Annotated in this window: 16 protein-coding genes; 8 read left to right on the top strand and 8 right to left on the bottom strand. The window is 62.2% G+C overall.

Going from position 1 to position 22,076, the window contains the following annotated elements:
* Window positions 1-4: 4 nt before the first annotated feature.
* From ABIE35_RS16145 to ABIE35_RS16120, 6 genes are all read left to right on the top strand, one after another.
* Window positions 5-1,153: an FG-GAP repeat domain-containing protein gene (locus ABIE35_RS16145; protein WP_354516455.1), complete on the top strand. Its 1,149-nt coding sequence runs from the start codon at window positions 5-7 to the stop codon at window positions 1,151-1,153.
* Window positions 1,154-1,168: 15 nt separating this feature from the next.
* A complete protein-coding gene (locus ABIE35_RS16140) occupies window positions 1,169-3,022 on the top strand; it encodes an FG-GAP-like repeat-containing protein (protein ID WP_354516454.1) in 1,854 nt (617 codons plus the stop codon).
* Between the two features lie 241 nt (window positions 3,023-3,263).
* Window positions 3,264-5,381, top strand: a complete 2,118-nt coding sequence (locus ABIE35_RS16135; protein WP_354516452.1) for an FG-GAP-like repeat-containing protein — start codon at window positions 3,264-3,266, stop codon at window positions 5,379-5,381.
* A 42-nt stretch (window positions 5,382-5,423) separates the two neighbouring features.
* Window positions 5,424-7,250, top strand: a complete 1,827-nt coding sequence (locus tag ABIE35_RS16130) for an FG-GAP repeat domain-containing protein (RefSeq protein WP_354516450.1) — start codon at window positions 5,424-5,426, stop codon at window positions 7,248-7,250.
* A 142-nt stretch (window positions 7,251-7,392) separates the two neighbouring features.
* Complete coding sequence (locus ABIE35_RS16125; RefSeq protein ID WP_354516448.1) at window positions 7,393-8,676, top strand: FG-GAP repeat domain-containing protein; 1,284 nt, start codon at window positions 7,393-7,395, stop codon at window positions 8,674-8,676.
* A gap of 170 nt (window positions 8,677-8,846) precedes the next feature.
* Window positions 8,847-10,100, top strand: coding sequence for an FG-GAP-like repeat-containing protein (locus tag ABIE35_RS16120; protein WP_354516447.1), 1,254 nt, complete (start codon window positions 8,847-8,849; stop codon window positions 10,098-10,100).
* A gap of 2 nt (window positions 10,101-10,102) precedes the next feature.
* On the opposite strand, the gene ABIE35_RS16115 is transcribed toward ABIE35_RS16120, so the two are convergent.
* Window positions 10,103-11,407, bottom strand: coding sequence for an MFS transporter (locus ABIE35_RS16115; protein ID WP_354516445.1), 1,305 nt, complete (start codon window positions 11,405-11,407; stop codon window positions 10,103-10,105).
* 156 nt (window positions 11,408-11,563) lie between these two features.
* Here ABIE35_RS16115 and rraA point away from each other — a divergent pair, with 156 nt between their 5' ends.
* Window positions 11,564-12,037, top strand: coding sequence for a ribonuclease E activity regulator RraA (gene rraA, locus ABIE35_RS16110; protein WP_354516443.1), 474 nt, complete (start codon window positions 11,564-11,566; stop codon window positions 12,035-12,037).
* 131 nt (window positions 12,038-12,168) lie between these two features.
* Window positions 12,169-13,821 carry an MDR family MFS transporter gene (locus ABIE35_RS16105; protein WP_354516441.1) on the top strand — a complete coding sequence of 551 codons (1,653 nt, stop codon included), beginning with the start codon at window positions 12,169-12,171 and terminating at the stop codon, window positions 13,819-13,821.
* A 135-nt stretch (window positions 13,822-13,956) separates the two neighbouring features.
* On the opposite strand, the gene ABIE35_RS16100 is transcribed toward ABIE35_RS16105, so the two are convergent.
* The 7 genes from ABIE35_RS16100 to ABIE35_RS16070 form a co-directional block, all read right to left on the bottom strand.
* Window positions 13,957-15,405 (bottom strand): aromatic amino acid lyase, encoded by a 1,449-nt coding sequence (locus ABIE35_RS16100; protein ID WP_354516439.1) that lies wholly within the window; start codon window positions 15,403-15,405, stop codon window positions 13,957-13,959.
* Between the two features lie 495 nt (window positions 15,406-15,900).
* Entirely contained in the window at window positions 15,901-17,649 is a 1,749-nt protein-coding gene (gene hutU / locus ABIE35_RS16095; RefSeq protein WP_354516437.1) for a urocanate hydratase, read from the bottom strand.
* Window positions 17,650-17,692: 43 nt separating this feature from the next.
* Window positions 17,693-18,607: an ABC transporter substrate-binding protein gene (locus ABIE35_RS16090; RefSeq protein ID WP_354516435.1), complete on the bottom strand. Its 915-nt coding sequence runs from the start codon at window positions 18,605-18,607 to the stop codon at window positions 17,693-17,695.
* A 99-nt stretch (window positions 18,608-18,706) separates the two neighbouring features.
* Window positions 18,707-19,459 (bottom strand): ABC transporter permease, encoded by a 753-nt coding sequence (locus ABIE35_RS16085; protein ID WP_017198652.1) that lies wholly within the window; start codon window positions 19,457-19,459, stop codon window positions 18,707-18,709.
* Entirely contained in the window at window positions 19,420-20,070 is a 651-nt protein-coding gene (locus tag ABIE35_RS16080; protein WP_014923069.1) for an ABC transporter permease, read from the bottom strand. The genes ABIE35_RS16085 and ABIE35_RS16080 overlap by 40 nt, the downstream gene beginning before the upstream one ends.
* Window positions 20,067-21,173 (bottom strand): ATP-binding cassette domain-containing protein, encoded by a 1,107-nt coding sequence (locus ABIE35_RS16075; RefSeq protein WP_354516432.1) that lies wholly within the window; start codon window positions 21,171-21,173, stop codon window positions 20,067-20,069. The genes ABIE35_RS16080 and ABIE35_RS16075 overlap by 4 nt, the downstream gene beginning before the upstream one ends.
* Window positions 21,170-21,901: an IclR family transcriptional regulator gene (locus ABIE35_RS16070; protein ID WP_089596547.1), complete on the bottom strand. Its 732-nt coding sequence runs from the start codon at window positions 21,899-21,901 to the stop codon at window positions 21,170-21,172. Before ABIE35_RS16070 ends, ABIE35_RS16075 begins: the two co-directional genes overlap by 4 nt.
* Between the last annotated feature and the right edge of the window lie 175 nt (window positions 21,902-22,076).

Raw genomic sequence — 22,076 nt, 5'->3', positions numbered from 1 at the left:
CATCATGAACGCACCAACGCGCCCTACGTCAGGTGTGCGCCGGGTGGTGGCTGGCATTGCAGCGGCGGTCGTCGCCGCACTGGCCTTCGCGCCGGCACCCGCCATGGCAACCATGGATCCCTCGAATCCCGTGATTCACGGTGCGCCGTTTGTTGGCTCAACACTCACGCTTGAGATCGATCCTGCTTCCTACCGTGGCTGCGGCGCCGCTGCCGGCCCTGACTACGGCATTTATTGGACCCGCGACGGCGTTCGGGCCGAGGACCACTGGGCGTGGTGGACCTACACGCTCGACGAGTCAGATCGTGGCAAGACCATCGCAGCCCATGTCGTGGCCAGCCAGAACGGGTGCGAGCCGCTGGAAGTCTCCAGCGAAGAGACCGCCCCGATCTCCGCCTCCAACAGGGCGAACGGCTTCACCGGGCGCGGAGCTTTTGAGATGCTCGCCCGCCGCGCAGACGGCACCCTCATGATGTATCCGCGCATCAACAACGCCTGGGAATCCGCCAGGACAGTTGGGCCGGGTTGGAATGGCTTCGGATCTGTGGTGTCCCCCGGCGATTTCAACGGCGATGGCGCCAACGACATCCTGGCCAAGGATTCGGCCGGCAACCTCTTCCTTTACGCGGGAACGGGCAACGGCGGTTTCCTCGCCGGGCGCCAGGTCGGCAGCGGATGGAACGCGTTCAACTCGATCGTTTCCCCCGGCGACTTCAACGGCGACGGCACCAACGACATCCTGGCCCGCGATGCCGGCGGCCTCCTCTACCTCTACCCGGGCAACGGAAACGGCGGCTGGCTCACCCGCTCCGTGGTGGGCAGCGGATGGAACGTGGTCAACAAGATCATCACCCCCGGCGATTTCAACGGCGATCACAGTGTGGACATCCTGGCACGAGACGCCGCTGGAGCCTTGCGCCTGTATAAGGGCAACGGCGCCGGCGGCTGGGCCGGCATGACGGTGGTCGGCCAAGGGTGGGGCGGCATGGCTACCATTGGAGCGGCCGGCGACATTGACGGCAACGGCAACGTGGACGTCTACGCGGTGGACGGCTCCGGCCAACTGCTCGCCTACTACGGCGACGGCGACGGCGGCTGGAACGGCGCCGGTGCCATCGGTTGGGGCTGGGGCGGTTTCAACGCAGTCTTCTAAGACTTGGGGGATTCCATGACATTTCAATCTTCCGCTCTGACTTCCCGACGTCCGCTGCGGTTGGGTTTCCATCTCCTTCTGGCCATTCTCCTGTGCACCGCCCTCGCCATCGCGGTTCCGCCGCCGGGCGCCAACGCAGCAGGACCGGCGCCGCTGCCTACCGTGGTGACGCGGACTTCACCCGCCACCGTGGTCCCCGGCAATACCATCGCCCTCTCCTTCACCCTGAGCGGGCCGGCCCGGGAAGTGGGATTCGCCTACGTCAACGAGGACACACTGGAGCAGGCCATTCTCTACGGCCCCACCAGCGCGGCTCCGGGACCCTACAGTGCGCAGGCCAAGGTGCCGGTCAACGGAAGCGCGTTCAAACGCACGGGCCGGTACAAACTCCTCAGCGTCAACATTGTGCTTCCTGCCGGGCAGGGATCCGTTCGCTACGGCCGTGACGGCAACATCCTCTTCCTGAGCCAAGGCCTGGAAGCGCCAACGCAACGGCCCGGCGCCCTGGACGGCGTCGACTTCGCCGTCAACAACCCCAATTTCCCGCTGATCGACAACCCCAATACCAAAACACCAGTCGTGTCCGGAGTGGCCCGCTACGACCAAGTACTGACCACTGACAACGGCACCTGGACCTACCCGCCCACCGGCTTCGCCTACCAGTGGCTGCGGAACGGCCAACCCATCGCCGGCGCTACCGTGAACAGCTACCGGGTAGCCGAAGCCGACCTGGACCAGACCCTGTCCGTCCGCGTCACGGCCACCCGGGCAGGGTACCGGGCTGTGTCGGCATCCTCCCTGCCGCTCACCCCCACCTCCCCCATTACCGCAACTGCCCCTACGCTCCAAGGCAAGCTGACCGTTGGAGAAAAACTCACGGGTGTCTTCAACGAAGGAAGCGTCTCCACCGGGACTCCCGGCGGCGCCGTCAGCGTGCGGTACGAATGGGTGCGGAACGGTACCCCGATCAACGGGGCCACCGCCAAAACCTACACCCTGACCGCTGCCGACCGTGGCGCCGTCGTCGGCTTCCGCGCAATAGTCCAGGCCGGCAATCCGGCCACAGCCACGCGCCCGTTCACGGTCTACAGCCGTACCGTGGTGCGGAACAAGGCCCACACAGCAGGGTTCGACGCCGGAACCTCCTTGGACCTGTTCGCCCGGAACACCGCGGCGAACCTTCTCCTCTACCCAACGGATGGCGCCGGACGATGGCAAGCGGCGAAGACCATCGGGTATGGCTGGGATGTTTTCGACCTCGTGTTAAACGCCGGCGACTTCAACGGCGACGGGTTCAACGACGTCCTAGCACGCGACGACGCCGGCACCCTGTTCCTCTACCCAGGCAACGGGACAGGAGGCTGGATGCCGCGTAAGGAAGTCGGCTGGGGTTGGGACGTCTTTGACTCCGTCATCGCAGCTGGCGACTTCTCAGGGGACGGCGCCAACGACCTCCTGGCCCGCACCCCTGCAGGAGCGCTGGTCCTCTACCCCGGGAACGGCGTGGGCGGTTTCCGCTCCCCGGGCGCAGTCGGCCAGGGCTGGGATGCCCTCAGCCAGATCTTCTCCCCCGGCGATTTCGACGGTGACGGCAACCCCGACGTCATGGGCCGCGACAATGCCGGGAACCTCCGCCTCTACGGCGGCAACGGCACCGGCGGCTGGACCACTGCACGGCCCATCGGCACCGGCTGGAACGTCATGTCGCGTATCGGCGGCGCAGGAGACTTCAACGGCGATGGCTTCAACGATGTCTGGGCCATCGACTCCGCCGGGCAGCTGAACATGTACTACGGCAGTGGCAGCGTCGGCTGGAAGGGCGCTGGCGTTGTCGGTTGGGGCTGGGGCGGGTTCAGTGCGGTGTTCTAAGCCGATTTTGGTTGAGTTTTGGGTTTGACGCGCGACACATTTAGACGAATATCGATAATCCAATCCCAATAGCTGTCCCCGGTGGGGCCGGGCTGTATTCTCATCTCAATTGGCCTCGACAGGCCGCTCTGGTCTGCACCATTTTGGGGGAATCTTGGGGTCTCATTCTGCTCTGCGCTTTCGCGCCGCGTCCGCTGTGGTTCGCGCGCTTCTGATGGCCTTGGCCTTTACGTTGGCATTTGTGGTCTTGGCCCCCATTTCACCCGCTGTGGCGGCCGCGCCTGTCCTCTCGACTTTTGCGCGGACCTCCCCTGCAACAGTCGACGCCGGCGCTCCAGTCAGCTTTTCCTTCACCACCTCCGTTGCAGTCAAGCGTGTTGAGGTTGGGCTGCGGAGTGCTGCGGGAACGCATATTCTGGCCTGGACCTCCGCCGGAGCCAAGGCCGGGACTGTGGCCGGCGTTGCCTCCCCGTCCTCGTGGCCGAACGGCTCGATCGAGGTCAGCTACGTCCAGGTGATTAGCACGGTGGGCGCCTCGCAGGTTTACTACCGTGGCGGCGGTGTGTACCCGCCGGGCACGGGCACCTCGCCTTTTGGCGATCCCGCGGCGCAAGACTTCAAGATCAAGAACCCGTTGCTGCCCTACGCTGCGCCTGTCCCTACGTCGCTTGTGCCGGCCAAAGCCACCTTCGCTCCCGGGCAGACCGCCGGAGTCCAAATCAAGCTCTCCCAGCTTGCCCAGTCAGTCCGGCTGATCTACCGCGACGCTTCCGAGGTCACCACTTTCGAGCTGGCATGGACAGGCACTCCCGCGCCGGGACCCCAAACCGTCACGGCAACGGGGGCGGTCACTGCAGCACAAGCTTCCGGTGCGTACACCTTGGAGCGCATCGAAGTCACGTACTTCGACGGTCTGGCCAAGGACTCTTACCTTCGCGATGGCACGTTGGAGCGGACCTCACCTGTTCCTTTGGGTACCGCCGTGCGGGTCGGTCTTGCTAGCGGCGATTTCGCGGTCAGCAACCCTGCGAAGGTGCTGCAGAAGCTCGTCCCAACGGTAGCGCCGAGTATCACCGGTGCCATGGTCTACAACACCGTCCTCGAAATCCAGCGCGGGACGTGGCCCGTCGAGCCAGAATTTGCCGGTTTCCAGTGGTATCGGAACGGCTCCCCCATCGACTACGCGGTCAAGGACGAGTACCAGTCCAATATGTCCTCCGACCCGGGAAACATGATCTGGGTGAAGATGACTGCCCGGGCAGCCGGGTATCTGCCCGCCAGCGTTTCCACGCTCGCTGTGGGCCCAATGCCACGCCGCGTCTGGGTGGGCAACCTGAACATCACCGGTGACGCATCCGTGGGAGGCCAGCTTCGGCTGGAACACGGTCCGGCCGGCGTCGATCCGGTGGGCGGGCAGCCCAGCTACACCTATGTATGGAAGCGCAACGGCACTCCTATTCCAGGGGCAACATCCCGGGACTACCGGCCAACAATTGCCGACAAGGGTGTCGTTATCACAGCGGGAGTAACGGCCCGCTTCGACGCAGGCTCGGCTGTCACCGAAGTAGTGGATCTCAGGGGTCCCATCTCAGACAAATCCCGGGGCAAGGGCTTCAACGCGGACGGCACAGGGGACATCTTCGCCCGGGACACCGGCGGCAACCTGTGGCTGTACCCCAGCAACGGCAGCGGCGGCTGGTTGCCCGCCCAGAAGATCGGCCAAGGCTGGAACGGCTTCAACTCCCTCTTCTCACCCGGCGACTTCGACGGCGACGGAAACGTGGACGTCATGGCCCGCGACGGCGCGGGCAGGCTCTTCCTCTACCAAGGCAACGGCCAGGGTGGGTGGCTTCGGTCGTTCCAGATCGGGCAGGGCTGGGGGTCCGTCAAGGACATCGTGGCACCGGGCGACTTCAACGGTGACGGCACCGCAGACCTGATTGCCCGGGATGCTTCGAACACGATGGTGATGTATCCCGGGAATGGCCGTGGCGGCTTCCTGACCCCTTACACCCTCAGTGGTGGTTGGGGCGATTTCAATGCTTTCATCTCTCCATCGTCGCGTTCCATCTTCGCCCGTGACAGCTCAGGTAATCTACGGTCCTACTCCGGCTCCGGCAATGGATATTTCCACGAAAACGCATGGACCCCCAACGCCTTCGGCGCTTATGCAGGCTACGGTTGGGCAGGTTTCAGCAGGATCGGTGCACCTGGAGATTTTGATAGTGACGGGGTTCCAGAGGTATACGGGATCCACCCCGATGGACGGCTGACCATGTTCTACGGATTGGGTCACATCGCCCTGAAACGCCAAGCCACCATCGGTTGGGGCTGGAACGCCTTCAACACTGTCTTCTAGGCCATGCTCACACCCACTTCACACCATTCGGGGGAAGACTTCATGACGACTCGGACCGCTGCAGGGCTTGGCCCCACCACGCTTCGGCTCTTTGCTGCCCTACTGGGACTCGTCCTGGGCGCAGCGTTGCTGGTAGGGTCCGCGATCCCGCCTGCGGCGGCGGCTGAAGACCTTGTGCCGCGGCTGACTTCCGTCCAACGTGTATCCGCCTCGACGGTTGCCGCCGGAGCCACAGTGAAGATCTCCTTCACTCTGGCGCAGCGCGCCCAGCGCGTCGAGTTCCGCTACACCGACGAATCACTGGTCACCCAGCTGCCTGTCGTTTGGTCGGGAACACCAGCGGCCGGGGCGCTCACCGCGACGGCTTCAGCTACGGTGGCGCCTAACGTTTTCTACAATGGCCTCCACAAGTTGCAAAGCGTGATCATCACCTACGGTCAACAAACACTGACCTACCACCGTGGCTCGACCTCCGGAGAAGCACTCCCTGTTGCGTGGGAAGCACTGGACTTCACGGTGAACAATCCCACGAAAGCCCTTGTTCCCAACGAAAACCTGACCATGCCGGCGCTCGGGATCCGGAAGGAAGCGGGCTACTCCAATCTTTCCTTCAGCGTCAGCCACGGAACGTGGGCCGCGACGCCGTCGGGATACAGCTACGAGTGGTTCCGGGACGGAACCCGACAGTCTGCGGACGCCAGTTGGTTCCATGTTCCAGACAACCTCGCTGGCACGGGGTCCGGTCTGACCTTGAAACTCACCGCATTGGCGCCGGGTCGCCTCCCGGAAACGGTAGAAACCGCTCCCTTCTACCTGGTGGACGCGGTTGATCCGCATCTGCCACCCAACGTCTCAGTGCGCAGCCCTGTCAATGCCGGGTTCGACCCCTCAACCATCAAAGGGCTCCCGGCAGGAGCCAAGCCGACTGTCAGCTACCAATGGCTGGTGGACGTCGCAGTGGCTATTCCCGGAGCAACCGGCGCCACCTACAGCCCCAAGCCAGGTGAGGCAGGAAAGCAGATCGGTGTGGCTGCAGTTGTCAGCTACGCCGGAAGTGTGGTGGGTATCTTCCGCAGCTCCAGCGACCCAAGGGTCAAGATGCACTCGCTCCTGCGTGACTTCGACGGCGACAGCAGGCCGGACGTGATCACCAGCAAGCCGAACGGCACACTGACCCTGTTCTCCGGAGGCGACAGCGGAGAGTTCAAGAGCGGGAGTAAAGACATCGGCTGGGGCTGGGCTAACTTCACGTCCTTGTCATCTCCGGGCGACTTCGATGGCGACGGGGGCATGGACGTTCTGGCCCGTGATGCATCGGGACGGCTGTGGCTTTACCGGGGCGACGGACGCGGCAGCTGGCTGGGTTCTTCGGTCATTGGTACCGGGTGGGGTGGTTTCAGCGAGATCATTCCCGCCAGCGACTTCAACGGCGACGGAACAAGCGACGTCCTGGCCCGCGATGCTCAGGGCCGGCTGTTCCTCTACCCCGGCAACGGCCGCGGCGGATGGCTCGCAGCATCGCAGGTCGGGCAGGGATGGAACGTCTTCAACAAAGTGTTCACACCAGGCGACTTCAGCGGAGATGGCGTCTCCGACATTCTGGCCAGGGGAACGGACGGAAGACTGCATGCCTATTATCCCGATGGCAAGGGTGGCTGGTCTTCCTCACGGGTATTGCTGGGAAATTACGCGTCAAGCCGCTATATGGGTGCCCTCGGTGGTTTCAATTTGTGGGAGGAGTACAACTACTTCTTCAATGTGACGGACCAAGGTGCTTTCCGCGGCGAGGAGATGAGTCCTGACGGCTACTACTACCGACAATCGCATGAGATCGGCACCGGCTGGGCTTACCTCACCGCCGTTTTCTAAGCCTATTTTGGTTGAGTTTGGGGTTTGACTTGTCTTTTCCCTGAACTTTTGCGAGTAAATTCCCAGACTGTCGTTCCGCCGTTGTACTCTCAATTCACTTATACCCGCCGGCCATCTGGGACCGGCTTGATTTGGGGGAACAATGGGGATCACTCCTTTGCGCCGCATGCGCAGTTGGTTGGCCGCGATGACGGGCGGAATCATTTTGGTTGGCGGGCTGGGCTTGGCACCTGCAGCACAGGCCGACGACGCCTTCGCACCGGTCCCGGTGGCTGTCTCTACGACGCCGGACTCGATCGCTTCCGGAGGACAAGCAACATCCAGGGTTACCCTCCAAGCTTCGGGTCCCATCACTGACGTTTACGTGCTCTTCCGCAACACAGCCACTGGCAAGCTCCATACGCAGATGACCCAGGGCTCCTACAGCGCTGCCGACTCAACCTACTCGTTCGACGTGTTCTTCGCTCAAGGGACTCCGCCGGGAACGTATGTTGCGCAGTATCTGCAGATCCTCACCGCTGCCGGTCATGAGTTGGGCTACTGGCGCGACGGTTCACTGATTCATAACCCAGGCAATCTTCCGGGCTCCGGCACTGCTGCTGTGGCTCTGGATGCTTTGGACTTCAATTACGTAACACCCGTGGACATAGACCGCCCCCACACCTCAGGCTCGTACCGCACAGAGTACTGGGATCCGTACACCATGAGCCTTTTCATCCGTGACTCCGGGGGCCGTCTTGGCCTCTTTCCCACCGGCGGCAACGGTACGTGGAAGCAGGCCTATGAAGTTGGCTCCGGGTGGAACATCTTCAACCTGATGTTCTCCGCCGGAGACTTCAACAATGACGGAGAGAACGACGTCATTGCCCGCGACGGTGCAGGTTCCCTCTTCCTCTACCCCGCGGACGGTCAGGGCGGCTGGTATCCCCGCCAGCAGATCGGCTGGGGCTGGGGTATCTTCACGTCTGTTTTCCCAGCCGGCGATTTCAGCGGAGATGGCAACAACGACCTCTTGGCCCGCAAGTCTTCCGGGGAGCTCGTCCTGTACCCGGGTAACGGATACGGCGGCTTCCTCGGTGCGTCAACAGTTGGCTGGGGTTGGAGCGGCATGACGTCCGTCTTCTCACCCGGGGACTTCAACGGTGATCACAAGCCTGATGTCCTGGCCCGCGACGCGGTAGGTAATCTTCGCTTCTATGGCGGCAATGGCTATGGAGGATGGACAACCAGCGCCGTGATCGGCCAAGGCTGGAACGCGATCACAAAGCTGGGCGGCGCAGGAGACTTCGACGGCGACGGCGCCAACGACGTCTGGGGCATCGACACCTCCGGCCAGATGCGCATGTACTACGGCAACGGCTCCGGTGGTTGGAAGACCTCGGGGGTTGTGGGATGGGGCTGGGGCGGCTTCAACGCTGTCTTCTAGACCATCCTCAGGGCTGTTGGTTGAAGGCCTCTTCCGGATTCGTCCGGGTGCGGCCTCCTTCACAAAATAGTCGTTTTCCCGGAACCATTTACCGGGTGTACGCGAATATGTAGTGTCGTCTCAATTGATCTCTGCTGGTCCCTCGGGCCAGTCATTTCTTGGGGGAATCCTTGGACCTTGTTTCTGCCGCGCGGTCGGCCGCGCCCAACCGTCCCCGCCGCCTCCTCGCGATGCTGACGACTTCCGTGTTGATGGGGACCCTGGCTGCTCCCTTGATCGCGACTCCTGCCACCGCAGCGCCGCACTGGGAGGCCCCCGTCCGAGCAGATACGTTGCTGCCGGCCGCGGCCCGTCCGGTGTACATGGGCCAACCCCAGCTCAACGGGGACCCCACTGTAGGGGGCATCCTCAAGGCAGAACTGGGCGGATACGCTCCGTTCGTCATTCCCGAGGGTGGCACGCCCTCCTTCACCTATAAGTGGACCCGGGACGGCCAGGCCATACCGGGTGCCACAGGCTCGACGTATCGGGCCACGTCTGCAGACCGCGGCAGGGTAGTCGCCGTCTTTGTCACCGTTTCCTACGACGCCGAATCACGGCTCACCCTGCAGGCGGACTATCCGCTGAGGATCGCTGCCAAACCCCGCGCCCGGGGGTTCAACGGCGATGACACCCTGGACATCTTTGCCCGCGATGCCGCCGGCCGCCTGCTGCTCTACCCCACTGACGGCCGGGGCAACTGGCGTGCAGCCCAGGTACTGGGGACCGGATGGAATGTGTTCAATACTCTGTTCTCTCCGGGAGACTTTGACGGTGACGGGACAGTGGACGTAATTGGCCGTGACGCGCAAGGGCGGTTGTTCCTCTACCAGGGCAACGGCACTGGGGGCTGGAAGAACGCGTTCCAGATTGGCCAGGGCTGGCAGGATTTTCGGACCGTCTCTTCGGCTGGTGACTTCAACGGCGATGGAAGCAACGATCTGATTGTTGTGGACCGTTGGTACCAAGCCATCCTCTATCCCGGCAACGGCCGGGGCGGATTCCTCCCGCCCTATGGCGTTGATACCTATTGGGTCAACAACGATCCCATTTTCACCGTGGGCCACTTCGGCGGCAAGAACAGTCTTGGAATCGTGTCCCGCATTTATGGACGCCTCACGCTGCGTGAGGCCAGCCGGAGCGGCCGGCTGGACGGCGGCAGTTCGGATATCGGCTGGGGGTTCGATGGCTTCCCGTTCGTGGGTTCGGCGGGCGATTTCAATGGCGATGGCACCGTGGACATCTTCAGCGTTGATACGGCCGGACGGCTCACCATGTACTACAACAAGGGGAGCGACTTTATGACCAGTGGCCAACCTGGCATCCGCTGGTCCGGCCAATCGGTCGTCGGCTGGGGCTGGGGTGGCTTCACCGCCGTTTTCTAGGCCTAATCGACGCTCTTGATCTTTACCACGAACACAGCTCCCAGCAGGCCGATGACGGCGGCGGCCACGTATAGGGAGACGTAGCCGCCCCAGTACAGGACAAACGGAGAGGCGATCAACGGGGCGATCACCTGCGGTAGTGAGTTGGCAATGTTGATCACACCCAAGTCCCGGCCGCGGTTTATTCCCGTAGGAAGGACCTGCGTGATGAGGGCGAAGTCGACGGCGAGGTAGGCTCCAAACCCGATCCCCAACACCACCGCACCGGCAAGCCCGCCGATCCACGTTGGTGCGAAGGCGAGTATCAGCGAGGCCAGGGCAATGATGGCCGACGACGCGATTACCAATGGCTTCCGCTTGCCCATCTTGTCGCTCAGCCGGCCCCCAAGCACGCTGGTGATAATGACCGAGACCGCATACAGCCCGGTAAGAATGAGGACACCAAACGAGGGATCGATTCCCTCTGTTTCCTTGAGACGCACAGCATCACTAAGGAAAAACAACAAATACAACGTGACCATGTGGTTGCCTGTACTTACCAGCAGACGGGTCAGCCAAGCCCACGCGAAATCCGGATAGCGTTTGGGCGAGACCCAGAAGCCCTTGAGGAAGTCTGCCAGGTTGAAGGGCGGGCGCTCAGTTGGCGGAAGCTGCTGATCGTCATTCTTGAAAAGGTAAAGCACGACGCCGGCCAGCAACGCCGCAGCGCAGAGCCAGTATCCGGCGGCAAAGTTTCCAACGACGACCGCAGCAATCACCGCGCCGATCAAGATGCCTACTGTCTGTCCCATGGCGGCGAGCCCGCCTACAGTTCCGCGCTGTGGAACCGGGACGCGGTCAGGTACGGCTGCCGTAATAGCGGCGTACATGGCGTTGGCTCCGGCCTGCACAAGGCACCAAAGCAAAGTCATGGCTGCAACGTTGGGAGCACCGGCCAAAGCAACGAGCGCAACAGCTCCCAGGATGGCGCCCATCAGGACCCAAGGAACACGGCGACCAAACCGGGACGTCGTGCGGTCGCTGAACGCCCCGAAGAGTGGGTTTGCCACCATGGAAACGGCCGCTCCACAGCCAGTGACCAAGGCAAGGATCGCTTCTTTCTGGCCTTCATCAAAGTGGGCTGCCTGCAGGCCCAGGAGCACTTGGAGGGGGCCGAAGAACGCTGCGTTGATGCCCAGGTTGACCAGCACAACGCCGGTAACCCAGATCGGCCTTACCCTGGCAACGGGTTCGGCAAGCGCCGTGGTGTTTCCACCGCGGACGATCGCAGGATCCGGCACAGGACCCGGCAGGTCGGACAAGCTCATGGCAGGTTCCCCCTCATTGAATGTGTGGATTCAGCCTAGCGCGGCGAAGCGACGCTGAACCGCCGTTGAGCCCTTTATCCACATAGGCCGCTGCCAGCGCTGCTTTAGCCCCTCGCGAGCGTTAGTGTGGCCTCAAAGCAATCGAGGAGAAGCACTGTGAGCGAGCAAATAAATACGGCCGATCTCTACGACGAGCGTGGCGAGGAACTGGAGTCCATAGCCGTTCAGTTCCTCAACCTGGGAGGCCACACCCACTTCAGTGGGCCGGTCCGCACTATCCGGTGCTTTGAGGACAATGCGCTGGTGAAAACGGTCCTCAACACGCCCGGTGAAGGTGCCGTGCTGGTCATTGATGGCCAGGCATCTCTGCGGACGGCACTCATGGGAGACCTCATTGCCGCGAGCGCTGTGGCCAACGGCTGGTCCGGTGTGGTGATCAATGGAGCCATCAGGGACCGGGAGGCCATCGCCGGTCTGCCCCTTGGAGTCAAGGCCCTTGGGAGCAACCCGAAGAAGAGCGCCAAGACGGGAATTGGCGAAGTGGACGTAGAGCTGGTGATCGATCGAGTCCGCATCCAACCTGGCGTGATGATCTACTGCGACCCGGACGGCATTCTTATCGAGCGCTGACTCTTCCGTGGGCCCGACTTAGAGGGAAAGTGGAAGAAATATTCTCCCGGCGGGAATCAACCTGGCCGTAAGATAGTTACTGAAAGCAACTATCCTGCTTAATCCACTTTTCTGCCACCTCTGGAGAAGATATGTCCAAAACCACGCCCGTCCGGGCCGCCGGCGAGGTTCTGACCCACCGTCAGACACTCACCGTCATGGTGGGACTCATGCTCGGCATGTTCCTGTCGTCGTTGGACCAGACCATTGTGTCCACGTCCATCTACACCATCGCGAACGATCTCGATGGCCTCTCACTTCAGGCCTGGGCCACCACTGCGTACCTCATCACTTCAACCGTGAGCACCCCGCTTTATGGCAAGCTGAGCGATATCTTCGGTCGCCGCCCGCTCTACCTCGTGGCCATCGTGATCTTCCTGGTGGGGTCTCTTTACGCGGGATCCGTCCACTCCATGACGGAGCTCGCCATCGCCCGCGGCATCCAAGGCCTTGGAGCCGGTGGCCTGCTGGCCTTGGCGCTGACCATCATCGGCGACATCGTGGCTCTGAAGGACAGGGCCAAATACCAGGGCTATTTCATGTCCGTCTTCGGCATTTCTTCCGTGCTCGGTCCGGTGATTGGCGGGGCCTTCGCGGGCTCGGCCAACATCCTGGGTTTCGAAGGCTGGCGCTGGGTCTTCTTCATCAATCTCCCCATCGGGCTGGCCGCTCTTGTAGTGGTCTTCATGTACCTGCATCTGCCGGCGAGGCACGTAAAGCAGAAGATCGATTACTGGGGCGCCGCAGCCATCACCCTGGCCATTGTGCCCCTGCTGCTCGTAGCAGAACAGGGCCGAGTGTGGGGTTGGGCGTCAGGTGCGTCCTGGCTCTGCTACGGCCTTGGCGTCCTCGGCATCGTGGCGTTCCTGCTCGCCGAGAAGCGGGCCGGTGACTACGCGTTGATTCCTCTGCGTCTCTTCAAGAACATGACGTTCGGTCTGTCATCGCTGCTGAACTTCATCATTGGTATCGGCATGTTCGGTGCCATCGCCATGCTGCCGATGTACTTGCAGTTGGTAAAGGGTCTCACCCCCACCGAGGCTGGCCTGATGATGATCACCTTCACGGTCGGCATCCTGTTCGGTTCCATTTCTGCTGGCCGCACCATCTCATCGTCCGGCGTCTACAGGATCTTCCCGATCACGGGGACGGCCATCCTGGCCGGCGCTGCCACCGTGATGGGTTTGGTACTCGGCGTCGATACCGGGTTGTGGGTACCCGGCCTGATCGCCGTGTTCTTCGGTGTGGGACTGGGCTTCTGCATGCAGCCGCTCACCCTCGCCATGCAGGTGTCCGTTCCGCCCAAGGACATGGGCGTGGGCACGTCTACGGCCGCCTTCTTCCGTTCGATGGGTGGCGCAGTAGGCACTGCCGTGTTCATCTCCATGTTGTTCAGCGTCGCGGCCGACAAGATCGCCGACGGCATGAAGACCGCTGCTTCCAGCCCGGACTACCAAGCAGTCATGAAGGACCCTGCCGTGGCGTCCGACCCCGCCAACGCCAAGCTGTTCGACTTCTTCAAGAACGGCGCCAACAACGAGTCCTTGAACGACACCAGTTGGCTCCACTCTGCCAACAGCACGCTGACCAGGCCCATCACCGAGGGCTTTGCCCAGGCAATCGATATCGTCATGCTCACGGCAGCCGGACTCATGCTCATCGCGTTCCTGATCAGCTTCGCGTTGCCGAACAAGAAACTCACCGACCCGAAGGCTGCAGCCAAGGAATCGGTGCCCGCACACTAATCGCCGGGTCATCACGCGTTGGTTCCTCACGCGCTGGTCGGTCGCGCGTTGGTACGTCAAAAAACGGCAGGCAGTCCTCGGACTGCCTGCCGTTTTCCTCAAGCTGCCGGATTCGTGTATTTCGGTCGACTCCTTCTAGTGCGAAGCTCTCACGAGCTCGATGGCCTGCTCCAGATCCCCGCGGAGGTCGCGGTCCCCCACGTCGGACGGCAGGGTGAAACCTGCCCGCATCATGGCGCGCAGCCGGTCGCTGGCAAACTCTTCGGGCTGCCGCCTCTGCAGGCGAAGCGCCCGTGAAGCACACACAAGCTCGACGGCGGCGACAGTGGCGAGTGCGTCCGCCGTCGACTCCAACTGGGCGGTTGCCACGCTTGCGAAGCTGGCATCCTCCTCAGCCCCAAGCGACAGCACCACTGTCTGCAGACTTGCCGGCTGGGCGTTGGCCCGAATTCGACCGACGGCGGCGGCAGCCACATATTCAAGCATCATGACCCCTGACTGGCCCGAACCGTCTTCAGCCAGGAAGGGATGCAGACCCGTGTATTTCGGGTCGCAAAGGAGGTCGATCCTCCGCAGATGGGTGGCGCATGCCGCGCCGATTGCCAGCTGCAACGTATCCAGTCGGCGGGCCAGGTTTGTCAGCTGGAAGAGCCCGTGGTGGGAGACATCGTTGCTGCCGTCGGACTGCGAGCCGTGAACAAGCGGATTCTCATTCCCTGCTGTGACAAGACGACTCAGCAGAGCGTGCAAGCACGCAAGTTCCTCTGCTTGGGAACCAAAAATCTGGGGCAAGGTCCGCAAGCAGTAGGGATCCTGGATTCGGGCGGGATCGCCGATTCCGTGAACCATGCCATGGAACATCGTTGCGGCCGAGGCCACCGCGGAAGTGTCCGCAACTGCCGCTACTGCTGGGCTCAGCGCCTCGGAGTTGCCCGACATCGCAACGAAGGACAGAGCCGCCACTGATGCTGCATTGTCCAGAAGCCTCGACAGCTCTTGATGCGCCAAGACGGCTTGACCAATAGTCAACGCACTTGAGCTGATGAAGGGCAGGGCATCAGCCGTGGCCCAACCCTTAAGGCGAAGCGGAAGCTCGCCGCCGTCCATTGGCGGACGTTCGCCCAGCATCGTGAGCGCCGTACCGGCAAGTGCCTGCAGGTCCGCAGTTCCGATTCCACCGAACTCCCTTACCTCAGGAACTACGTCGGCATTGATGAGTTCCACCAACGCTTCGGCAATCGCGGGGTTGATTCCAGATCCCCCAGCAGCGAGTTGGCTGAGCCTGACAACCAACATCGCACGGACGGTCCTGCGATCAAGCGGCTTGCCCGCATCCACAGCGTGGCTGCGCAGGAGCTTCAGCCCGTGAGTGTCCCCGCCGTTGGCCTCCGTCAAGGAAACTGTGCGGTTGGCGCCGACCCCGGTCGATCGGCCATAGACCGGACGTCGTAATGCCGTAGCCTCCGCAGCCTTTCGCGATTCGTCCATTCGAACCAGGGCTTCCGGAGCCAACAACACATGTTCGCCGTCGGCTACTGCGGTGACACCGGACAAGTCCAGCGACAAGCCATCAATAACCACCATAAACCGGTCCTTTCTAGTCAGTTTCCGGTGCAGTGCAGTAGAAGCAGTCCTCCGGACAAGACAACTGGTTCTGTTCTACGGCTGCAGTTACTCGATATGAATATTCATCCGGGTCCAGAGCATGGGTCCGGGTATCAGCCTGGCGGGCCATTGGTATGAGTTGTGCTGTCATCGTTCACCAGGGGTCAGCTGAAACCCGTCCTCAGTGTGAAAGAGCTTTCGAATCCCTGTCCTTGAGAGGATCCAGAGAATTGCTCCATCCGCGGTTCTATCATCCACAGTCCCTCGAAACGGGTTGTGGCCGTCTTTTGTCATAGTCACCCGCGTTCCGATAGCGACTGATGCCCACGTTCCCGGGCTCTCCCTGTCCATTGTGCGTTTCCTCGATCTCAGAAGGGTGGGAGTTCTCATACGAATCCGATCCTTGGGTTGTCCCAGGACGGCTACACAAAATCGCATCTGCATAGCCGTCCCGGGATTCCCGTCGCGATGCCGCTACCGCGTGCTGTCAGCCTCGTTCATGGGGATGCGGACGCCGCGTTCGTTGGCGACTTCGATGGCGCGGTCGTAGCCGGCGTCGACGTGGCGGATGACGCCCATGCCGGGGTCGTTGGTCAGGAGCCGTTCGAGCTTCTGGGCTGCCAGTTCAGTGCCGTCAGCCACGGAAACCTGGCCGGTGTGGATGGACCGGCCAATACCAACACCACCACCGTGGTGGATCGATACCCAGGTAGCGCCCGAGGACGCAGCAGTCAGCGCGTTCAGCAGCGGCCAGTCAGCGACCGCGTCCGAGCCATCCTTCATCGACTCCGTCTCCCGGTACGGGGACGCAACCGAACCCGAATCCAGATGATCGCGGCCGATCACGATCGGAGCCTTGACCTTGCCCTCGGCAACGAGCTGATTGAACAACAGACCAGCCTTATGGCGTTCGCCGTACCCAAGCCAGCAAATACGCGCCGGCAACCCCTCGAACTCCACCCGCTCGGCCGCGGCATCAATCCACTTGTGCAGGTGCTTGTTCTCCGGGAACAACTCCTTGATCGCTTCATCAGTGACCCGGATGTCCTCTGGATCCCCGGACAGGGCAACCCAACGGAACGGTCCCAAGCCCTCACAGAACAACGGACGAATATACGCAGGGACGAAGCCCGGGAACTCGAACGCCCGGTCATACCCACCGTTGCGGGCCTCATCACGGATGGAGTTACCGTAATCGAAGACCTCAGCACCGGCGTCCTGGAACTCCACCATCGCCTGGACCTGCCGGGCCATCGAGGCCTGGGCCTTCTTCGTGAACCCTTCCGGATCCGCCTCAGCCTCAGCATGCCACTCAGCCACCGTGATGCCCTCGGGCAGGTACGACAACGGGTCATGGGCACTGGTCTGGTCGGTGACTACATCAAACGTCACCTCGCCGGCCTTGTGGCGGCGCAGCAGCTCGGGGAAGACCTCCGCGGCGTTGCCCACGTAACCGACGGACCAGCCGCGGCGCTCATCCTTCGCGGCCTGGACCTTCGCGATCGCGGTGTCCAGATCGGTTTCGACCTCGTCCAAGTACCGTTTCCCCACACGCCGACGCAGGCGGGACTCGTCCACATCAACAATCAAGCACGCCCCATCATTCAGGGTCACTGCCAACGGCTGCGCCCCGCCCATGCCACCACAACCACCAGTCAGCGTCAGGGTCCCAGCCAACGGACCCTCGGTGGAACCGGCTGCCCCCGGTGCCGGGTGACGGCCCGTGTTCTGCCTGGCGGCAGCGAGCTTATTTCCGACGGCGGCGAACGTTTCGTACGTGCCCTGCAGGATGCCCTGGGTACCAATGTAGATCCAGGAACCGGCCGTCATCTGGCCGTACATCATCAGGCCCTCGGCCTCGAGGCGGCGGAACTCGGGCCACGTTGCCCAGTCGCCCACAAGGTTGGAGTTGGCCAGAAGTACGCGCGGCGCCCACTCATTCGTGCGGAACACACCCACCGGCTTCCCCGACTGCACCAGAAGGGTTTCGTCCTTCTCCATGGTTTCCAGGGTTCGGGTAATCGCATCGAACGCGGCCCAAGACCGCGCTGCGCGGCCGGTGCCGCCGTAGACGACCAGGTCGTCCGGACGCTCGGCAACCTCAGGATCGAGGTTGTTCATCAGCATGCGCAGGGGTGCTTCCGTCTGCCACGACTTGGCAGTAAGTTCAGTACCCCGGGCAGCCATGACCGGGCGGGCACCAGTAGTGAAATCGGCAGTCATTTTTTACTCCTCTAAAGCAACCAGCAACACGAACCAGGAGGGCTTAGCCCAGGTTCTTGGTCTGGAGCCATTCCTTGGCGATTTCGCCAATGTCCTCGAACTTGGCCACGCGGCCGTTCATCTTGATGAGATCTTCGGTGGTCAAGGCAGCGGAGACCTTGTCCAGGGTTTCCTTGACAGTGTCCGTGGCCTTCTTCTCGTTGATGACCGGCACGATGTTCTCGGAGAGGAAGAGGTTCTTGTTGTCCTCAAGTGCCACAAGGTTGTTTTCCGCAAGTGCCGGATCGGTGCTGAAGAGGTCAGCTACCTGTACCTGGCCGGAAAGGAGGGCGTTCAGCGTGAGCGGCCCACCGGCGTCGAGCGCTGAAAATTCCTTGAACTCCAGGTTGTAGACCGACTTAAGGCCGGCTACGCCGTTGAGGCGCGTCTTCCACTCCGGCGGGCCGCCCAGGACGAGATCCTTGGCAACCGGCTGGAGGTCCTCGATGGTCTTCAGCTTGTACTGATCGGCAATTTCTTTCTTGACCGTGAGGACGTCCTTGTCCTCCGCTTCAGAAGCGGTCAGGACGGTGAGGCCAGAGGGGATCTTCGTGGTCAGTTCCTTGGCGACGTCCTCAGAAGACACCGCTTTGGTAGAGGAGTCGAGGTACTGCAGGAGCGCTCCGCCGTACTCTGGCATGAGGTCGATGGAGCCGTCCTTGAGGGCGGGGATGGTGACCTCGCGGCTGCCAATGCTTGGCTTCTCGGTGACCTCGACGCCCTTGGCCTTCAGGGCTTCGGCGTAGATCTTGGCGATCAGCTGGCTTTCCGGGAAGTCCGCGGAACCGACGATGATGCTGTCGCCCGAGGCACCTGCTGCGGCGGTGTTGGACGAGCTCATGGGGTCCCCGCCGCCACAGGCGCTCAGGGTGATGGCAGCAACGGCTGCCAGGGTGAATCCGGTGAGGTACTTTTTCATGTCAACTCTCCTGGGATGGGTGCTGCAGGGCATGCAGCGGCCAGATGGGGGTGGGGTGGAGGTGAATCTTGCGCGCGAAACCACAGGCGCGGGTGTTGATTAGACCGTGACGGGGGTCTTCACGGGCTCGGCCACAGCGGCCGACTTGATGGTGCGCCGGGTCAATCCGGGTGAGACAACGCGGCGGGTGATGAAAGCGAGAAGTTGGTCGAAGAACAGTGCCAGCAAGGCGACCAGGACGGCGCCGGCGACCATTTGGCCGTAATCGTTCTGGGCCTTGCCGTCGATCAGGAGGCGCCCCAGGCCGCCAAGCGAAATGTACGCGGCGATGGTTGCCGTTGAGATGATTTGCAACAGCGCGCTGCGGACACCGGACAAAACCAGCGGAAGGGAACACGGCAACTGGACATCCGTGAGGATCTTCATGGTGCGGAAGCCCATGCCTTTTGCGGCGTCGACGGCGGCAGCATCCACTGCGCGCACGCCGGCATAGGTGTTGGTCAGGATGGGTGGAACCGCCAGAAGTACCAGCACGATGAGGCTGGGGAGGACGTAGCCCATGCGGGAGGGGAAAGCGGGCGAAATGAGCAGGACCAACAGGATCAGCAGGCCCACACTTGGAAGTGCCCGGAGGGCGTTGGCAAGGCCGGCGATCATGAACACGCCCTTGCCTGTCACTCCAATGTAGATACCCAGGGGCACCGCGATGATGGCCGCAATGGCCAAGGCAATAAGCGAGTACAGGAGGTGCTCAGCGATCAACGTTGGGATGCCGTCTGCGCCGCTCCAATGCGCGGGGTCGAACAAATAGTTCACGATGCCACCACCTTGGGGGTCCACGGTGTCAGCCACCGGTTGATAAGGATGATCAGCCCGTCCAGGATCATGGCCAGGACCACGCAAAGCACAATGCCGGCGATGATCGGGGTGTAGAAACGGAGCTGGAAGCCCTGAGTAAAGAGCGAACCGAGCTGCGGAATGCCCAACAGCGCAGCCACGGAGACGAGACTGACATTGGAGACGGCGGCGACGCGCAATCCTGCGCAGATCACCGGGACACCCACAGGAAGTTCAACCTTCAGGAGGCTCTGATAGCCCCGGTAGCCCATGGCTTTGGCCGCCTGGACGGTGTCTTCGGGAACGGAGTCGAGGGCATCGGCAACTACGCGAACCAGCAGTGCCACAGTGTAGATGGTCAGTGCCGCCACAATGTTGAGCGGGTCCAGGATCTTGGTACCCAGTACCAGCGGAAGAAGTACGAAGAGCGCAAGGGACGGGACGGTGTAGAGCAGTCCCGCAACACCTACCAGCAATGGGTAGATGCGGCGGCTCCGGTGAGCCCACCAGCCCAAGGGAAGTGCGATGAGCAGCCCCAGGATCAGCGGGGTGACGGCCAGCAGGACATGCCAGCCGAGCAGGAAGACGATGTTGTCGAACTGGCGGCCCAGCCATTCGAAGTTCATCGGGCCGTCTCCAGGTGTGGTTCTGCCTCGATGGCTTTGACCACGTCCGTTGCAGTCACGGTGCCGATCAGTTCGCCGTGCTCGTTGACCACAACGCCGCGGCGGCTGGGCGAGGAGAGGGCGGCATCCAGCAGTTGGCGCATGGTGCCCGATGCTGCTGCCGGGATCCCGCTGAGATTCAGGTTCTCGCGCTTCACCTCACCGTTGAGAAGCTGCGACTGAGCCCAACCGAGGGGCTTCCGGCCGCCGTCGACTACCAACACCCAAGCGCCGGACGCCTTGGCGCGGGCCTCGTCAGCGGAGGCGCCCAGCTGAACCACAGCTTCTTCGCCGATAGCTACGGCTCCGGCGGTCTTGGTGAAGCCAAGTGATCGGTAACCGCGGTCACGGCCCACGAAGTCGGCCACAAACTCGTCGGAGGGGGCAGTCAGCAGCTCGGAAGGTGAAGCCATCTGCGCAAGCTTGCCACCCACGCGCATCACAGCGACCTGGTCCCCGAGTTTGAGGGCTTCGTCGATGTCGTGGGTCACCATGATGATGGTCTTGCCGATCTCGCGCTGCAGCCGGAGGAACTCCTCCTGGAGCTGGGTGCGCACTACAGGGTCAACTGCACTGAAGGGCTCGTCCATCAGCATGAACGCAGGGTCAGAGGCGAGCGCCCGGGCAACACCGACGCGCTGCTGCTGTCCACCGGAGAGCTGCCAGGGATATCGTTTGGCGAAGCTCGCAGGCAGTCCAACGCGCTCCATCAATTCGAGCGCCTTGGTCCGGGCCTTTTGGCGGCTTTCCCCTAGCAGGAGCGGCATGGTGGACACATTGTCAACGATGGTCTTGTGCGGGAAGAGTCCTGCGTGCTGGATGACGTAACCGATCCTGCGGCGGAGCAACGCTGCGTCCATGCCGGAGGTAGGCTCATCATCCAGGTAGATGGTGCCGCTGGTGGGTTCGATGAGGCGGTTGATCATCCTCAGGGAAGTGGTCTTGCCGCATCCGGAAGGACCAACAAGAATGGTCAACTTTCCGGTAGGAGCCTCCAGGTTGAGGCCGTCGACTGCCACCGTACCGTCAGGGTACGCCTTGGTGACATTTTCAAATTTGATCATTTCTTTTCCATGCTTTCCTGGGGCACTTCATGGTTTCCGTCGGGTTCCACGAGGAGGTTGTCGGCAACCTTCACCAGTTCCTCGCCGAATGTCTGGGCCTTCGCCTCGTCCAAGCGGTAGCTGGGCACCACAATGCTGAGGGCTGCCACTGTTCGGCCGCCGATCACAATGGGTGCGGCGACGGCCGTGATGTCGTCTTCAACGCCGCTCCGCACAATGGCGTAGCCGCGGCCGTTCTGCCCGCCGGTCAGCACCTTGCCGGCCGCGGAGCCCTCCAGCGGGATGCTCCTGCCGACCCAACTGGTATGCCGAACAGAGCGGGTACCTTCGACGATGGCGATGTAGATTCCGGTGTCCCCAGCACCGGGAATGCTCAAGTAGCAGGACTCTCCGGTATCAGCCACAAGCCGCTTCATGTGCGGCGTGCAGAGCGACACCAGGGACTCCTGCCCCAAAGCCAGCGCTCCCAACTGAATGACGCTGGCTCCCGGGCGGAAATTGCCCCCGGGATCCCGCGTCACGAATCCGCTGCCTTCGAGGGTTCGGAGGAGGCGGAGTGCGGTACTGGCTGACAGATCAACCACACGCGCTGCGTCACTCAGGCTGATGGAGCCGTCAGTGCAGACCGCACTGAGGAGGGCCAATGCCCTCTCGACTGTTCGGGTGGAAGAGTCCGCTGCCACTGCCTGACCTGCTTTCAAGTGGTCTACATCACCATGTCTTGCCACTTAGTAAAAATCAATTTTCATCAAATGGCAAGAGTTTTTTGAAAAATGCAGGATAGGCCCCGCTACGTGACGCCGCATGCCCCGCTGAAGAGCAGGCATGTTTCCGCAGTGTAAATACTCCGCGGGAACCCTTGCCATTGGTTGGCATCTGGTTTTTACTTGGTGGCAGTCTTCA

This window comes from Paenarthrobacter sp. 4246, assembly GCF_040546855.1.
In the GTDB taxonomy this organism is placed as follows: domain Bacteria; phylum Actinomycetota; class Actinomycetes; order Actinomycetales; family Micrococcaceae; genus Arthrobacter.
Note: the sequence above shows the minus strand (reverse complement) of the source record. Positions and strands in the feature narration are given on the sequence as shown.

What these genes read in the sequence shown, in the direction of transcription:
- ABIE35_RS16140 (WP_354516454.1), top strand. Translation starts at nt 1,169, where the DNA reads ATGACATTTCAATCTTCCGCTCTGACTTCCCGACGTCCGCTGCGGTTG.
- ABIE35_RS16090 (WP_354516435.1), bottom strand. Translation starts at nt 18,607, where the DNA reads ATGAAAAAGTACCTCACCGGATTCACCCTGGCAGCCGTTGCTGCCATC.
- ABIE35_RS16145 (WP_354516455.1), top strand. Translation starts at nt 5, where the DNA reads ATGAACGCACCAACGCGCCCTACGTCAGGTGTGCGCCGGGTGGTGGCT.
- ABIE35_RS16125 (WP_354516448.1), top strand. Translation starts at nt 7,393, where the DNA reads ATGGGGATCACTCCTTTGCGCCGCATGCGCAGTTGGTTGGCCGCGATG.
- ABIE35_RS16075 (WP_354516432.1), bottom strand. Translation starts at nt 21,173, where the DNA reads ATGATCAAATTTGAAAATGTCACCAAGGCGTACCCTGACGGTACGGTG.
- ABIE35_RS16115 (WP_354516445.1), bottom strand. Translation starts at nt 11,407, where the DNA reads ATGAGCTTGTCCGACCTGCCGGGTCCTGTGCCGGATCCTGCGATCGTC.
- ABIE35_RS16100 (WP_354516439.1), bottom strand. Translation starts at nt 15,405, where the DNA reads ATGGTGGTTATTGATGGCTTGTCGCTGGACTTGTCCGGTGTCACCGCA.
- ABIE35_RS16105 (WP_354516441.1), top strand. Translation starts at nt 12,169, where the DNA reads ATGTCCAAAACCACGCCCGTCCGGGCCGCCGGCGAGGTTCTGACCCAC.
- hutU (WP_354516437.1), bottom strand. Translation starts at nt 17,649, where the DNA reads ATGACTGCCGATTTCACTACTGGTGCCCGCCCGGTCATGGCTGCCCGG.
- ABIE35_RS16080 (WP_014923069.1), bottom strand. Translation starts at nt 20,070, where the DNA reads ATGAACTTCGAATGGCTGGGCCGCCAGTTCGACAACATCGTCTTCCTG.
- ABIE35_RS16130 (WP_354516450.1), top strand. Translation starts at nt 5,424, where the DNA reads ATGACGACTCGGACCGCTGCAGGGCTTGGCCCCACCACGCTTCGGCTC.